Genomic DNA, 14,030 nt, shown 5'->3' on the forward strand with positions numbered 1-14,030 from the left:
CCGGAAAGTATCTGTTTTTACTGGGTTCTTCTGATTTTGACATGTGAATACGAGCCCGAATTCAAACGGGTATCAAATGTCAAAGGTCGACCCATTCGCCAATGGCCTTCCACCGCAGCCACCCGAGAATTTCCGATTTGGCATGTGCCTCGGGGACCGGAATCTGCTTGGCCGTCGCCCAGATGCTTCTGCCGGTCCTGGATTCTTTTTTCTGAAAATCATTCAAGGCGGAATAGAGTAGATGCCAGTCAAAGTCCTCGCCCGCTTCGAAACGCGGTCCTTCGAATGTGGCGCTCGTCCAGTGTTTGCCGCCACTCATCGCGCTGACATGATCCGCCAGGGTCAATCCGAGCACGGCGCCCGCAACACTATCGACAGGAAAATGAACGCCGGCCACCGTACGGTTGATCGCGATACGCGCTGCAAGCCGCATCAACATGTCTCCCCAATACGCCTTGTCGTTGTACTGCGGCACTTTGCTGTCAATCAGGATTTTCCAAAGCAGCCTTGCCATCAGAAACGCTTCCGTCGCATGTCCGCTGGGAAGCGAGCCATGGGTCGGTGTCGGGATCATCGGTTGGATCTGCGGCGAGAACTCGATCGGACGTTTGATCGCCAAGGCGTACTTCATGCGCTGGATCACCGGCAACGAAAAACTCAGCGCAGCGAAAAGAAACTCCAGCGTGTAGGGGGTCCGCGCCGCATTGAGAAAGTTGACGGAGGCATAGAAGGGTGTCGGCACCCCCACCTGCGCCAAGATCTCCGCCGCCCGATCCGGACGAATGCGCGCATATCCGGAGACCTGGTTCAACTGTATCCGGAACTGTTCGACTTTCGGTGCCGTCAGGGACACCATCTTTTCAAATTTGAACGATCTTTCTTTTCCGGTCTTCTCCACACCGCGTCGCCACAAGATTGCAGTCGGCTGCCCCTTGCCCTTTTTTACCGTAACATCAACACTTGGACCAAGGAGAGACTGATAAATCGCGGCGCGTTCGCTGGCGGACAGACGAACCAGATTCTTGACGCTGTCGGGCACGCCGGGTTCAACCGGACCAATGTCCTCAAGATGGGTGCCTACGATCCCGTCACGGTTTGAAAGAAGCGCATCAGCCAATAGCGGGCTCTCACCTGCGAAAGCGCTGTTGGCGACAAGCCCGTTGAGACCATTGAGGCCATTAAGACCGTTGAGACCATTCAGTCCGTTAAGGCCATTCAGCCCGTTCAGGCCGTTAAGACCGTTCATGGCTCCTTCTGCAAACAAACTCATATGTCGCCCCCTTTTTCACTCCACCCCGATCAATCGGGAATTCCTGCCAAACGCATCAGCTCGGCTGCTTTTCGCCCCATCTCATAGTCCGCGCTCGGTGAAGCGCGCAGCCACGTGCTTACCCTCATGCCTGGCTGAAGCCGCAGGAGTTCCTTGGCGGTCTGTCTGGCGTCATCGATATCCCCCATCCCGGCCTGCGCGACCGCCAATGTCCGCATGGTCGAGCTGTGTGACCGGTTGAGCCGCAACGACTCCTTGGCCAGCGTCACCGCACGGGGATAGTCTTCGGCCGAAATATTCGCCCCCGCCGCCTGAACAAGGAAAATGAAGCGGTGCGGATCAAGCGGCGCAAGATGCAGCGCGCGTTCGGTGTCACGCTTCGCTTCGGCACCCTGATCGCGAAAGGCGGCGAGCATACCGCGCAGAGCCCGGGCCTGAGCGTCATTGGGGTTGGAGGCAAGAGCCGCGCTGTAACGGTCCTCGGCTTCGTCCAGTCTGAGCGCCAGATTGACAAGCACCTGTCCCTCGCAAACCAAAGCCAGCCCATGATCGGGTTCCAGCTCCAGTGCACGCCCGGTAAAGTGCAACGCGGCCCGGGCTTCCATGGCGGGATCCTCGGCCCATCCCTGAACCGTGCGCAACACGTGCCATCTGGCCATCCATGCCAGGGGAGCCGGGTGGTTGGGCGCCTGTGCGCTGACATATTCGAGATATGTCTTTGCCTGATTGAATTCCTTCGGTATCAACCGGTACATCAAGCCGACGGCGCCCTGCAGAATGCTGAACAGCTTGAGGCTGCCCAGGGGGCGCGCCTGCAGGCGGCGCAGTTCATTCAACGTGATCGCCTTGCGAATGCGGGTCACGATCTGATGGACGCTATCGGTATCTTCCAGAAATGAATCCAGTTGACGTTCAAACCGGTCCGACCAAAGGACAAACTGGGTTTCCGTCTCGCAAAACTCCACAGAAACAATGACCTTGCCTCCACGGGACACAACATATCCGGAGAGGATGAAATCAGCCCGCAACTGGTGGCCGACGTCTCGTAGGCCACCTGTCGGACTCGCCATTGAGGACGTTGAGAGCCAGGAGATGATGTTGACGTCCTCAGCCCTGGAAAGCGCGGTGGTGATATCGTTCGCGAACAATGCCCCCAGGCTCTCGTCCTGGCTCCCTGCCTGAGCCTTGAGCGGGAGGATCGCCAGGGTTGGCAGCACGTCATTGGGATCGAGCTGGGGAACAATGGTATCGGCCGGAACGAGCGGCAGCAGTTGACCTTGCGGTTCGACTTTGCCGGCGGGATCCGGTTCCTTCGAGCCGGTTGCGAAAAACTCGATCCCCAGGCTCGCGGTCGCGAAGGCTGCCATTTCCCTGGTCGTGCGCACTTCACCCTGATCGACGCCGCACATCCGGCACAGGGGATGTTCCGTTCTGGTTGCCAGAGACTCCACGGATATCGCACAGCGGTTTTCATTGCCGATATGAACCGCTGCCCGCAAGGCCGCTCCTGGTTCATCGTAGATCAGCACCAGCGTGGCTTCGCCCTCGATGGAAGTCCTGATCGGGCGCAGAGCCGCGGGCAGTGCGTCCATGATATCCTGCAAAAGCACCGACTGACCGGTAACCGCGACCGCACAACCTCGACCGGCAAAACCGGTATGATTACCTCTCGCAGCAACCAGCGGCTCCGCTGGAGGCAATACCTTCGGTTCTACTGTGCCGTTGAGAATATAACCCCTCTTGGGAACGGTCTTGAGAAGTTTGCGGTCACTGTCCTGAATTGCCCTGCGGATATCGGCGATACACTGGGTCAGGCTGTCATCGGTGACGGCGATGTCCGCCCAGACATCCTGAACAAGCTCATCCCGGGTAACCAGATTGCCCAGCTTGCAGGCAAGAAGATGCAATACTTTCGCCGATTGAGAACGCAACAGCGTTTCCTGGCCATTTGCCGAAACCAGACGCTGGGAGTGGAAAAAATATTCCACTTCGCCAAACAAAATTCTTTCAGACGCTTCGGCAATGTCCAAATAGTGTTTTTTCATCCTTGTGGCGCAGACCTGTCGGATTAGACCTTTGGGAGAGCTCCCGTAGTGAATTTTGCGCGTCGCAGCCGACCGCAAACCCGCAGATGAGCCACCCCGAACGCCATTGCGAATTGTATCACCTTTCAAACTCACGCAATAGTCGTAATCCCCGGAATAATACATAACGAATGAATTCCTAATCCACCTTCAGCAACAGCGCTGGATCCCTGGCCGCAACACATGTCAAACCGTCAAGACTGACCGATTGCAGGGTACGTTTGCTTTTCGCGGACACGGCGATCGCACCCGCCCCTTCTGGAAACATTGGTGGCAAGGTTGGGCTTTCCACCAGGATTCCGAACGATTGAGGTGTCGTGACCTTCGCCATGACGAGCCATCCCCGATGACCTATCTGCACTTGGGTCAAGCCGTCCACAGCGCCGGGAATCTGCAGGATCGCGACAAGGTCGAACAATTCCTCGAGCTTGACCAGAACCCCGTTCTCTTCGGCTGCGAGCAAGGGACTCAAAGGCGCGTAGGTGTTCTGTCTCGCCCAATTTCGAACAACGCCGAAGTGAAGGCTCGGCCTTTTGTCGGTACAGTAGAGCCAGTGGGTGTGGACCTGCTCTCCCTGCTCCGTCCGGCCGATGCAACTGTAGGAACATCCGATCTCCGGATCGCCGACCTCATCTGCATTGTCGAAGGCAAGCGTATGAAAACTGTGTCCCATCAACTGACCTGACACATACGCTCCGTTGCCATTGGTCAAAATCGGCTCTACTTCAATCGGTATGCCCCGGTAAAACGGGAAAACCGAGACCTCTAGCAGATGTTGCACGTTGAACGAGATCAAATCCGTAACGTTCCCGACAGAAGTTTGCCGCACCGGCGGCTCAAGGCGTGATAGATCCACAGTCAACCGATTCACCGGCGGAAAACTGAAATCCAAATGAAAAATTTCTGAAATCAACCTATCGTTCCGGCATTGTCCGGATCGCGCGCGGCCCGAAAAGCGGGCCGCGCGGCAGCTTCGTCAGTTGTTCAGATCGACCTGACACACCGACATCTGGCTCGGGACCGTGGTCCACCACTGGCCATTCCACTTGCCCTGGACGGAAAAGCCCACCACCGGGCATTTCTTGTCGGCGTCTTCCTGGTTCCAGATCGGGCCGGCTTCCAGAGTCTTGATCGGAATGTCGGTAACGCCGCAGACGGACATTTCGCCTTCCACAGTGGTCGTCCACTGCCCGTTCCACTTGCCCTCGTAAGCGGCAGCAGCAACGGGGCACTTGAACTTCGCGTCTTCATCGTTCCAGATCGGACCTGCTTCGACGTTACGCGCCATCGCAGCAGAGGAAAACAAGACACCAGCAAGCATTGCCAGCGCAGAACTCTTCAAAATATTCATTTTTGTTGCAGACATTTTCTTTCCTTCCAGGATTTTGGATCTCAATGATCCGTAATATTCAAGCCACGGGAATTTTAGCTCGTGGCTACCTCAACAAAATGCAATCTAAAACTGTGAAAAATACTGAAAACAACCTGAAAAAATCCGGAAAAAAGCTGAAATCTAGCGCGAACTCGAGCAGTAGATTTTTTCGGATTTCAAGAAACGTTAAAGAAAAGAGACACCCGGACCCGAAGAAAGCGAACGCTGAGAAGGGCTTGCCGGAAGTCCCGTCAGAATGCGCCGGAAAACGGCAGGTTTAGAAAAACGAAATTACAGCTCCTGATGGTTACATGCCTTTTGTTCGCCGCTAGGATGAACGCTTCAACAACGTCAGATGACGGAAACTTCAAGGTTTATCTAAAGCCGGGAGGATACCATGCGACAAACACTTCAGAGCATCGCCATTGCATCCATGCTGACCGCATTTTCCATATCGGCCGGTCAAGCGGATTTGCTGAACGCATCCTATATCAACACACAGCCTGCGCCGTTCGGGTCGCTGACCGAGACGATGGCGACCACCTATGGCAGCACGAAATTCAACCGCTTCAACATCATGGGACTGAGTTTCTGCGATCCTGCGGACACTGGCTGCACCCCCTACAATCCGGTTCAGTGGGGCGGCCAACCGATCATGACCTATTCAAACGACAGCGAAGGCAACCCGACCTGGGCCGCAGCCAGCCCGGACGCGGCAAAAATCGTGGCAGCACTCAAGTTCGGCGGCGCCTCGGTCTACGCCTCGATAGTGGGAGGCAATACCGTCCCCTACCTGATTGCGCTGGATGCCGGCCAGGGCACCGCCACAGCGAACACCTGCGCAGAGAAAGGGCCGGATGTGAACACCCGTGCCTGTGCTGCTTTCTATCTTTCAGAAGCGTTCACGGCCTATGGAACAGACGGTCTCGATATCGATATTGAAAGCGACTGGTCCAGTCCCCGACAATATACAGATGCCCAGGCGAGCGAGGCGTTCGAAACTCTGCTGGATAGCCTTACGGAAAACGGCACGATACAACCGCCCTTCGGCATGTCCTTCGCCCCTTACTATGACAAAGCCTCCAATCCCGTAAGCGCCTCGACCACGGCAGGCGCCTGTGTCTACAAGAAATACGGCATCACCGGCTATATTGACGCCAGGCAATATTACGCCGGCGGCACCCAAGGCACGACCCTGGACGGCCTTTACACCGACGTGCAAAACCTGCTGGCGACACTGTCGGACTATCCCTGCCCTGACGGCTCAACTTTGAACCTTGCCAGCACAGCAGTCAGTTCGTGGTCGGCATGTCGCCCTATTCGGTGCTGGGATTCGAATTTCCGTTCCGCGGCGGGCCGAACAACTGCGAGTACCAGTACCAAAGGGGCTATCCGGACTGCTTTGAGGAAATTGCAGACATGGTTGCCGGTTACACCCCTTCGCATGGAAACGCGGAGCCAGCCCTCGGCATAGGCGGAGCCTTCGTCTGGACAATCCAGCTCATCGATCCAGTCTACTACGCCTGTGCGATGGATATAGCCCTGAACACGCCTTCAAAGATCGCTGACCGGGCCAGTCTTTGCGGCGCGATATCGGCGCCCACCTACAACGACGGTGCTTGCAGTCAGTACCCGGCAAGCGCCAGCGGCGCGAAAAACGGCACCAAATGCTGTGCACCGGACCAAAGCTTCACATGCCAGCCCGGAGTTCCCCAGACGATCAACTCCTCAAGCCAGTTGCACTTCTATAATCAGTGCACCTGCAACTCCCAATGAAGGACTGCCGAGTGGCAGGAAAGCCACCGGCCCTCCATGAGCCTGCACGATGGTGTCCCCGAATTACGATGCCGGGGCGCCAAATTCACTCCCACTCTTGCTGCAAACATCCCGAATCTGCATTTCGATTGTCCGGGGCCGACAAGATGAGGTTTGCAAGACGTTCGCGGCATCGGGCTACAGCGGTTCCCATCAACACCTTCTGCGGCCTCCGCGGCTTTCCAAGTATTTGGTTTTCAGGCAGGTTGCCACTCAAGAGACCGACTCGGGGTCAATGGTGAGGTGGACATGACAGAGCTGAAACTCGAAAAGGATGCGCGGACCCGCCTCGCCTCTCAGATCCAGCGTTTTCTGGACGAGGAACTGGACGTGGAGATCGGCAATATGGATGCCGACCGGCTGATCGATTTTCTCTCAACCTCGCTCGGCGCCCGCTTCTACAATCTCGGTCTCAAGGACGCCCAGGCGCTTTTTGCCCGCAAGGCGGATGACATCAACGACGAAATCTACGACCTGGAGCAGCCGGTCGACGATCGGGGATAGTCACACCGGAAATCTCCATTGTTGAACTGCGCGCCAACGCCGCCGTGCTTCAGGCCGCATTGTTCCGTCTTTGCTTGGGCGGATAGCCGAAACGACGGGAAAAAGCCCGCGAAAACGCTGCAGGACTTGTAAAACCGCACAGCGAAGCGACGGATTTGACCTGAAGGCCGGTTTCCAGTTCGGACCTGGCAATGTCCAGCCGCCAGTTGGAAAGATACCCCATGGGTGTGGTTCCGACCCGTTCCTTGAAGGTGACGGCGAATTGCGTGCGCGACATCCCGGCGGTCTCCGCCAGTTTCTCAAGCGTCCAGATGTCGCCGGGCGCCTCGTGTATGGCGACAAGCGCAGCGGCAATGCGAGGATGTGCAAGGCCGTTCAGCAGGCCAGTGTCCGCCTTGCCGGTTTCCATCGCGTGGCGCAAAAGCCGGATGACCACGACCTCGCACAGCCGCTGAAACGCGGCCTGCCCGCCGCACCTTGGCAGCGTAACTTCCTCGATCAACGGCAAGACAATCGCGTTCAGGTAGGGGTCTTCAGCCAGCGGCACGGAAATGCAATCCGGAAGGGCGCTGACAAGCTGCGCGCCGACACCGGAAATCGTGATACGCGCTGCGACCAGAGGCCTTTCGTCGGACATTGCCTCCATGCCCCGGCAGATCCTGGCCTCATCGTTTTTCAGGGGGCTGTAGACCAGCCGGAGCGCCTGCTCTTCATTGGTGTAAATCCTGAAATTGGCAAAATCTTCATCGCGGCTTTCGGTCAGGGTATTTGAAACGTGAACCCTGAGACGGTCGATGAGCGACGACAGCCGGTCCAGCTTGCCGTTAAACGATGTCCGATAAGGGACCAACACTTCCGTACTCCTGATCATCTTTTTAGGATGTTCCTTCTTCATTCGTTCACTACCTTAAAGCTATCCGCAGGGCGATGTGAAGCCTTGCTCTCCAGCTGAATGAGGAAACAGATGCTTATCCCACGCCAGCCAGTTCCCGGCCTAACTGTTGAGACCCTTTCAGGCGCCCCGTTCGACCTGTCCGCAGACGCCGCGGAATTTGCAACGCTCGTCGTGTTTTATCGCGGCCTGCATTGCCCGATCTGCGCCACCTACCTGAAGGAACTGGGACGCCTCACTCCTGATTTTGCGGAGAAAGGTGTCAAAACCGTCGCAATCTCTTCCGACGACAAGGACCGCGCCCAACAGATGGCGGACAAGGTCGGATTCCCGGATCTGCGCTTCGGTTACGGATTACCGCTCTCCGTTGCAAAGGACTGGGGTCTCTTCATCTCCACCAGCCGCGGAACAACCTCGATCGGCATCGAGGAACCCGCGCTCTTTTCCGAGCCTGGCGTTTTCCTGGTGAAAGCTGACGGCACCCTGTATTTCTCCGCCGTCCAGACCATGCCATTCGTGCGTCCGCATTTCCAGGAAATGGTCGGCGCGCTCGATTTCGTTCAGAAAAACGACTACCCCGCCCGCGGTGAATATACCGGAGCGGTCTAACCCTTGCCATTGATGATGATTGGGTGAGTTAAATGGAAATGCCGGGCACGAATAGCAGCGTGTCCGGCATTTTACTGTTTCTCCGGGTTTCCAGATGGTAGCCGATCCGAAGTCTCTGACATCTCGGTTTCGCGCACCTTCTACCGGACCCTACGCCAGGTTTCGCTGCTGGTATCCCAGAACGGTCTTTCTGCTTCCCGGCGTGCGTCTTCAGCGGTCAGGCCGAGATCCACGAGCGCCGCGTCCGAAAGTTCCAGCAACTGCGCTCGCGTCCGCGCCGCCCGTCTCCAGCCCGACACTTTCCTCAAAAGGAAACCGATCAGCGATCCGAAGGCCGGCACACGTGAAATCCGCCGCCCTCCTATTGTCTCTATTGAACTCATTTCACTACCTCAATACGGTTACAATTACCACAATTTCGAACATTGTAGCCCTGCAATCATATGAATTGACTCTTTTTGAGATGCAATATAGAAAATTGTCACCATGACAAATTGGCACCCAGAGATCCCCGAAGGCAAGGGCCCGCTTTACATCCGTCTGGCGGATCGGATTGCCGACGACATTGCCACTGGCGCGCTGTCCGCGGGCGCCAAACTCCCGCCGCAGCGCGATCTTGCCTATGACCTTGGCGTCACGGTCGGCACCATAGGCCGGGCCTACGCCGTGATCCGCCAGCAGGGCCTGGTGAGCGGAGAAGTCGGTCGCGGCACATTCGTTCTCGGCAGCACGAACGCCGCTCCGCTTCAGGAATACGGCAGACCCGATATCGGCCTCGACGTCCAGCCGGTCGCCAACACCCGCCAGGGAGCAGGCGAGTCCCCCTCCTGGGTGCGGGAGGCCACTGCTGCTCCGATGGATACCGCTTTCGCCGGCACACGGATTTCCGTGCCTGCCCCCGGAGCCATCCGCTTCGACAGCACATCGGCCCCTGAAATCGGTCAGGCGGAGATTATCGGCCGCCTCACATCGGACATAACCCGCGACCACCCGCATGAAATCTCCAGCTATACGCGCGATGTGCCGGACAGCTGGCGCAGGGCGGGCCGCAAGTGGCTGGCGCGCAGCGGCTGGGAGCCTGCGGAAGGCAGTATCGTGCCGACAACCGGCGCACAAGCGGCGATCATGGCGATCATCGCGGCAACCACCGCGCCCGGAGACCAGATCGCCTTCGAGGAACTCACCTACAGTTCGATCTCCCGCGGATGCGCGCTGATGGGCCGGCGGCCCGTCGAGGTCGCACGGGATGACGAAGGCCCGCTTCCCGAAGACCTGGAGCGCGTCTGCGCGCAAAAACATCCCAAGGTCCTGTTCGTGATGCCGACCATGCACAATCCGACATTGGGCCTCATGGGCGAGGCCCGGCGCCGGGACATAGCGGCAATCGCACGGCAGAACAATCTCTGGATCATCGAGGACGAGGTCTATGGCTCCTTACGGGAAACATCCCTGCCACCGCTGGCCGCGCTGGCGCCGGACCGGACATTCCATGTCGGCTCCCTGTCCAAGTCGGTGACCGCCGGCGTGCGCGGCGGCTGGGTCTCCAGTCCCATGTCCCACGCACAGCGGGTCTACATGGCGCACAAGATGCTGACCGGCGGCATATCGTTCCTTCTGTCCGAACTCTCCGCCCGCCTGATCCTGTCCGGCGCGGCCGATACCTTTCGCGAAAGGATTCTGGTCGAAATCGCCGGCCGCCATGCGCTCGTCACGCAGCATCTCGGCAGCTACGAGCTGGAAGCAGCTCCCGACGCCCCGTTCCTGTGGCTGAAGGTTCCCGAACCCTGGCTTTCAGGCACCTTCAAGGCCGCGGCGGCAAGTGCCAATGTGCTGGTCGACGACGAGGACGAATTCAAGACCGGCCGCTCCGGCAAGGTCTACCACCGGGTCAGGATCGGCATCACGAACCCTCTTACCCGCGAGGAGACCGCCGAAGGCCTTCAGATCGTCCGCAACCTCATGGAAGACAGCGGAGCGTGTTACGACAGTTTCGAATAGAGAAGCTGGTCCCTCCCCGCCGGAAAGAATCTTCCCGTGGAACCGCGTGGCCGGAATGTGATTAGCCTCTCCACTTCCGCGATTTGATCTGCTAAACCGGCGCCAGACAGGCACAGGCGCCAGCGCCGCAGAACTCCGGACCGACATGATCCCGAACGACATAAAGATCACGCCCGACCTCATCGCTTCCCACGGCCTCAAGCCGGACGAATATGAGCGCATTCTGGAACTGATAGGCCGCGAGCCGAGCTTTACCGAGCTCGGCATTTTCTCGGCCATGTGGAACGAGCACTGTTCCTACAAATCCTCGAAGAAATGGCTGAAGACCCTGCCCACGGAAGGCCCCAGGGTGTTGCAGGGACCTGGCGAGAACGCCGGTGTCGTCGATATCGGCGACGGCCAGGCGGTGGTCTTCAAGATGGAAAGCCACAACCACCCCTCCTACATCGAGCCCTATCAGGGCGCCGCGACAGGTGTCGGCGGTATTCTGCGCGACGTCTTCACAATGGGCGCGCGCCCGGTTGCCGCCATGAATGCACTGCGCTTCGGCGCACCGGATCATCCGCGCACCAGGCATCTCGTCTCCGGCGTCGTTGCCGGTGTCGGCGGCTACGGCAACTCCTTCGGCGTGCCGACGGTCGGTGGCGAGGTCGAGTTCCATCCCCGCTACAACGGCAACTGCCTCGTCAACGCCTTTGCCGCCGGCCTCGCACAGTCGGATGCGATTTTCCTGGCCAAGGCCGAAGGCGTCGGGCTGCCGGTCGTCTATCTGGGCGCCAAGACCGGCCGCGACGGGGTGGGCGGTGCGACAATGGCCTCCGCCGAATTCGACGACACCATCGAGGAAAAGCGCCCCACCGTTCAGGTCGGCGACCCCTTCACCGAGAAATGCCTGCTGGAAGCCTGTCTTGAACTTATGCAGACGGGCGCCGTCATCGCCATTCAGGACATGGGTGCCGCCGGTCTCACCTGTTCGGCCGTCGAAATGGGCGCCAGCGGCGGCCTCGGCATCGAGCTTGATCTCGACAAGGTGCCGGTGCGCGAGGAGCGCATGAGCGCTTATGAAATGATGCTGTCGGAAAGCCAGGAGCGCATGCTCATGGTTCTGCGGCCCGAAAAGGAACAGGAAGCCGAGGCCATCTTCAAGAAATGGGGTCTCGACTTTGCGATTGTCGGCATCACCACCGACACGCTGCGCTTCGTGGTCCGACACCAGGGTGATATCGTCGCCGATCTGCCGATCAAGGAACTCGGTGACGAGGCACCCGAATATGACCGTCCGTGGATCGAACCGAAGAAACTCCCGGAGCTCACTGCCGACGAAGTTCCCGAGCCGGAAGACTATGCAGCGGCCCTGACAACCCTGATCGGCAGCGCCAACGGCTCTTCCCGCCGCTGGGTCTACGAGCAGTATGACACGCTGATCCAGGGTAACACGGCGGCAACACCGGGCGGCGACGCGGGTGTCATCCGCGTGGAAGGCACGCGCAAGGGCCTCACCTTTTCCGTCGATGTGACGCCGCGCTATTGCGAGGCCGATCCCTTCGAAGGCGGCAAGCAGGCGGTCGCCGAAGTCTGGCGCAACCTGACCGCCGTCGGCTCCGAGCCCCTGGCCGCCACCGACAACCTCAATTTCGGCAACCCGGAAAAGCCGGAGATCATGGGGCAGCTGGTTTTCTGCATCAAAGGCATCGGCGAAGCCTGCCGCGAGCTCGATTTCCCGATCGTCTCCGGCAATGTGTCGCTCTATAACGAGACCCATGGCGAAGGTATCCTGCCGACCCCGGCAATCGGCGGCGTCGGCCTGCTGCCCGATGTCGGCGTGCGTGCGAACGCCGCCTTCACCCAGGAAGGTGACACGATCCTCGTTATCGGAGGCTACGGCACTCATCTCGGCGCGTCGCAATATCTGGCCGAGGTCCTCGGCCGAGAGGAAGGCGCCCCTCCCCCGGTCGATCTTGCAGCGGAAAAACGCCGCGGCACGCTGGTCCGCCAGTTGATCGGCGCCGCCCGCCTCACCGGCGTTCATGACATTTCCTCAGGCGGCCTCGGCGTCGCCCTTGCGGAAATGGCGATGGCAGGCGGCATCGGCGCAACCGTCAAGGTGGACGGCCCCGCACACGCCGCCCTCTTCGGCGAGGACCAGGGCCGCTACGTTCTCACCGTCGCAGCGGACAGGCTGGAAGCCGTTCTGGAGGATATTATCGATGCCGGCATTGACGTGCGGCAGATCGGCACCACCGGCGGCACTGATTTGACTGTTGAGGGCATCCTCACCATATCCGTTGCAAACATGCGCAAAGCGCATGAAGATTGGTTCCCGAACTACATGGCCACAGCCTGAACGGCCTGGCCATTCAGGAACTTTTCAAAAAGGACGGACGCACGATGCCAATGAACGCGAATGAGATCGAAACCCTGATCAAGGAGGCGCTGCCCGACGCTCAGGTGGAGATTCGTGATCTGGCTGGTGACGGCGACCACTATGCGGCCAATGTCGTCTCGGAAACGTTCCGGGGCAAGAGCCGCGTCCAGCAGCACCAACTGGTTTATGAAGCCCTGAAAGGCAATATGGGCGGCGCATTACACGCCCTCGCCCTGCAGACAAAGGCTCCGGATTGATCCGGACGGGAAACAGAACATGGTCTGGCTTGCTCTTATCGCGACACTTCTGGTCCTTCTGATCATGGAGTTTCGGATATGGCGAGCCGCTTCCAAACTGCTATACAGCGCCGCAAGCACGCTTTTTGCGGCGGTCAAACACAAGGACACACGCTCATGAGCATTCAGGACTGGATCAAGAACGAAGTCGACAGCAACGACGTCGTGCTGTTCATGAAAGGCACGCCGAACTTTCCGCAGTGCGGTTTTTCCGGTCAGGTCGTGCAGATCCTCGACTATGTCGGCAGCCCTTACAAAGGCATCAACGTGCTCGAGGACGACGATCTGCGCTCTGGCATCAAGGAATTCTCAAACTGGCCGACCATTCCGCAGCTCTACGTGAAGGGTGAATTCGTCGGTGGGTGCGACATCATCCGTGAAATGTTCCAGAACCAGGAACTCCAGGGCCTGTTCACCGAAAAGGGTGTCGAGACCAAACAGTCCGCCTGAGCGGACACAATTTCTCGGCTTCCGCGGCTCTGTTAGGCGCAGTGCTGATTTTGGAACCGCTCATTCATTGAAATCACTCCGTCATTGCAGGGCTTGACCCACTGCTGTCCGGTTTAAAAATCTAGACAGAGCGCATGACATTGATTCTACTCGGTTTCAGACGTTTGGCCGCGTTTGAGACACGAACAGAGGATCAATGTCATGCGCCATCACAATAGCGTTTTTCATCAAGTGCTGAAGCATGTTCCTTGGGGCGAGTTCAATCGCCTTGTGGATGAGCATAAAGCGGACCACCGCGTCCGCCGTTTGACGACGAAGACCCAGTTTCTGGCCCTTTTGTTCGGCCAGCTTGCAGGCGCGCAGAGCCTCAGGGAG

The 14,030-nt window shown here is 58.5% G+C and carries 16 protein-coding genes; 10 read left to right on the forward strand and 6 right to left on the reverse strand.

From position 1 onward, the window contains the following. Nucleotides 1-79: 79 nt before the first annotated feature. The 4 genes from OA90_RS26020 to OA90_RS26035 all read right to left on the reverse strand — a co-directional run bounded on the left by OA90_RS26020 (nt 80) and on the right by OA90_RS26035 (nt 4,720). Nucleotides 80-1,270, reverse strand: a complete 1,191-nt coding sequence (locus OA90_RS26020; protein ID WP_068419758.1) for a phosphatase PAP2 family protein — start codon at nt 1,268-1,270, stop codon at nt 80-82. Nucleotides 1,271-1,299: 29 nt separating this feature from the next. Beyond that, nucleotides 1,300-3,480, reverse strand: a complete 2,181-nt coding sequence (locus OA90_RS26025; protein ID WP_082837290.1) for a winged helix-turn-helix domain-containing protein — start codon at nt 3,478-3,480, stop codon at nt 1,300-1,302. 13 nt (nt 3,481-3,493) lie between these two features. Continuing rightward, a complete protein-coding gene (locus tag OA90_RS26030; RefSeq protein WP_156510665.1) occupies nt 3,494-4,267 on the reverse strand; it encodes a hypothetical protein in 774 nt (257 codons plus the stop codon). Between the two features lie 63 nt (nt 4,268-4,330). After that, complete coding sequence (locus OA90_RS26035; RefSeq protein ID WP_199823848.1) at nt 4,331-4,720, reverse strand: mannan-binding lectin; 390 nt, start codon at nt 4,718-4,720, stop codon at nt 4,331-4,333. 29 nt (nt 4,721-4,749) lie between these two features. Here OA90_RS26035 and OA90_RS28780 point away from each other — a divergent pair, with 29 nt between their 5' ends. From OA90_RS28780 to OA90_RS26045, 4 genes are all read left to right on the forward strand, one after another. Beyond that, the gene (locus OA90_RS28780) at nt 4,750-5,007 is read left to right on the forward strand and encodes a hypothetical protein (RefSeq protein ID WP_156510666.1); all 258 of its coding nucleotides are present in this window, start codon (nt 4,750-4,752) and stop codon (nt 5,005-5,007) included. Nucleotides 5,008-5,123: 116 nt separating this feature from the next. Further along, the gene (locus OA90_RS26040) at nt 5,124-6,200 is read left to right on the forward strand and encodes a hypothetical protein (RefSeq protein ID WP_068419765.1); all 1,077 of its coding nucleotides are present in this window, start codon (nt 5,124-5,126) and stop codon (nt 6,198-6,200) included. Continuing rightward, the gene (locus OA90_RS28785; RefSeq protein ID WP_156510667.1) at nt 6,146-6,502 is read left to right on the forward strand and encodes a hypothetical protein; all 357 of its coding nucleotides are present in this window, start codon (nt 6,146-6,148) and stop codon (nt 6,500-6,502) included. The genes OA90_RS26040 and OA90_RS28785 overlap by 55 nt, the downstream gene beginning before the upstream one ends. 288 nt (nt 6,503-6,790) lie before the next feature. Continuing rightward, a complete protein-coding gene (locus tag OA90_RS26045; protein ID WP_068419767.1) occupies nt 6,791-7,045 on the forward strand; it encodes a DUF2164 domain-containing protein in 255 nt (84 codons plus the stop codon). 49 nt (nt 7,046-7,094) lie between these two features. Here the strand turns inward: OA90_RS26045 and OA90_RS26050 are convergent, their stop codons facing one another. Then, complete coding sequence (locus OA90_RS26050) at nt 7,095-7,898, reverse strand: AraC family transcriptional regulator (RefSeq protein ID WP_199823849.1); 804 nt, start codon at nt 7,896-7,898, stop codon at nt 7,095-7,097. A gap of 111 nt (nt 7,899-8,009) precedes the next feature. Here OA90_RS26050 and OA90_RS26055 point away from each other — a divergent pair, with 111 nt between their 5' ends. After that, the gene (locus tag OA90_RS26055) at nt 8,010-8,546 is read left to right on the forward strand and encodes a peroxiredoxin-like family protein (protein ID WP_068419771.1); all 537 of its coding nucleotides are present in this window, start codon (nt 8,010-8,012) and stop codon (nt 8,544-8,546) included. Between the two features lie 140 nt (nt 8,547-8,686). On the opposite strand, the gene OA90_RS26060 is transcribed toward OA90_RS26055, so the two are convergent. Then, the gene (locus tag OA90_RS26060; RefSeq protein ID WP_068419773.1) at nt 8,687-8,929 is read right to left on the reverse strand and encodes a DUF1127 domain-containing protein; all 243 of its coding nucleotides are present in this window, start codon (nt 8,927-8,929) and stop codon (nt 8,687-8,689) included. 103 nt (nt 8,930-9,032) lie between these two features. On the opposite strand from OA90_RS26060, the gene OA90_RS26065 reads away from it, so the two are divergent. The 5 genes from OA90_RS26065 to OA90_RS28245 form a co-directional block, all read left to right on the forward strand. After that, nucleotides 9,033-10,544 (forward strand): PLP-dependent aminotransferase family protein, encoded by a 1,512-nt coding sequence (locus OA90_RS26065; protein WP_068419775.1) that lies wholly within the window; start codon nt 9,033-9,035, stop codon nt 10,542-10,544. Nucleotides 10,545-10,689: 145 nt separating this feature from the next. Beyond that, a complete protein-coding gene (purL, locus tag OA90_RS26070) occupies nt 10,690-12,888 on the forward strand; it encodes a phosphoribosylformylglycinamidine synthase subunit PurL (RefSeq protein ID WP_068419777.1) in 2,199 nt (732 codons plus the stop codon). Nucleotides 12,889-12,932: 44 nt separating this feature from the next. Then, a complete protein-coding gene (locus OA90_RS26075; RefSeq protein ID WP_068419787.1) occupies nt 12,933-13,166 on the forward strand; it encodes a BolA family transcriptional regulator in 234 nt (77 codons plus the stop codon). A 156-nt stretch (nt 13,167-13,322) separates the two neighbouring features. Beyond that, nucleotides 13,323-13,655: a Grx4 family monothiol glutaredoxin gene (gene grxD / locus OA90_RS26080; RefSeq protein WP_068419781.1), complete on the forward strand. Its 333-nt coding sequence runs from the start codon at nt 13,323-13,325 to the stop codon at nt 13,653-13,655. 201 nt (nt 13,656-13,856) lie between these two features. Beyond that, on the forward strand, nt 13,857-14,030 hold a 174-nt coding region (locus OA90_RS28245), incomplete at its 3' end, for a DUF4372 domain-containing protein (RefSeq protein WP_156510631.1).

Source organism: Labrenzia sp. OB1, from assembly GCF_001624695.1.
Lineage (GTDB): Bacteria > Pseudomonadota > Alphaproteobacteria > Rhizobiales > Stappiaceae > Roseibium.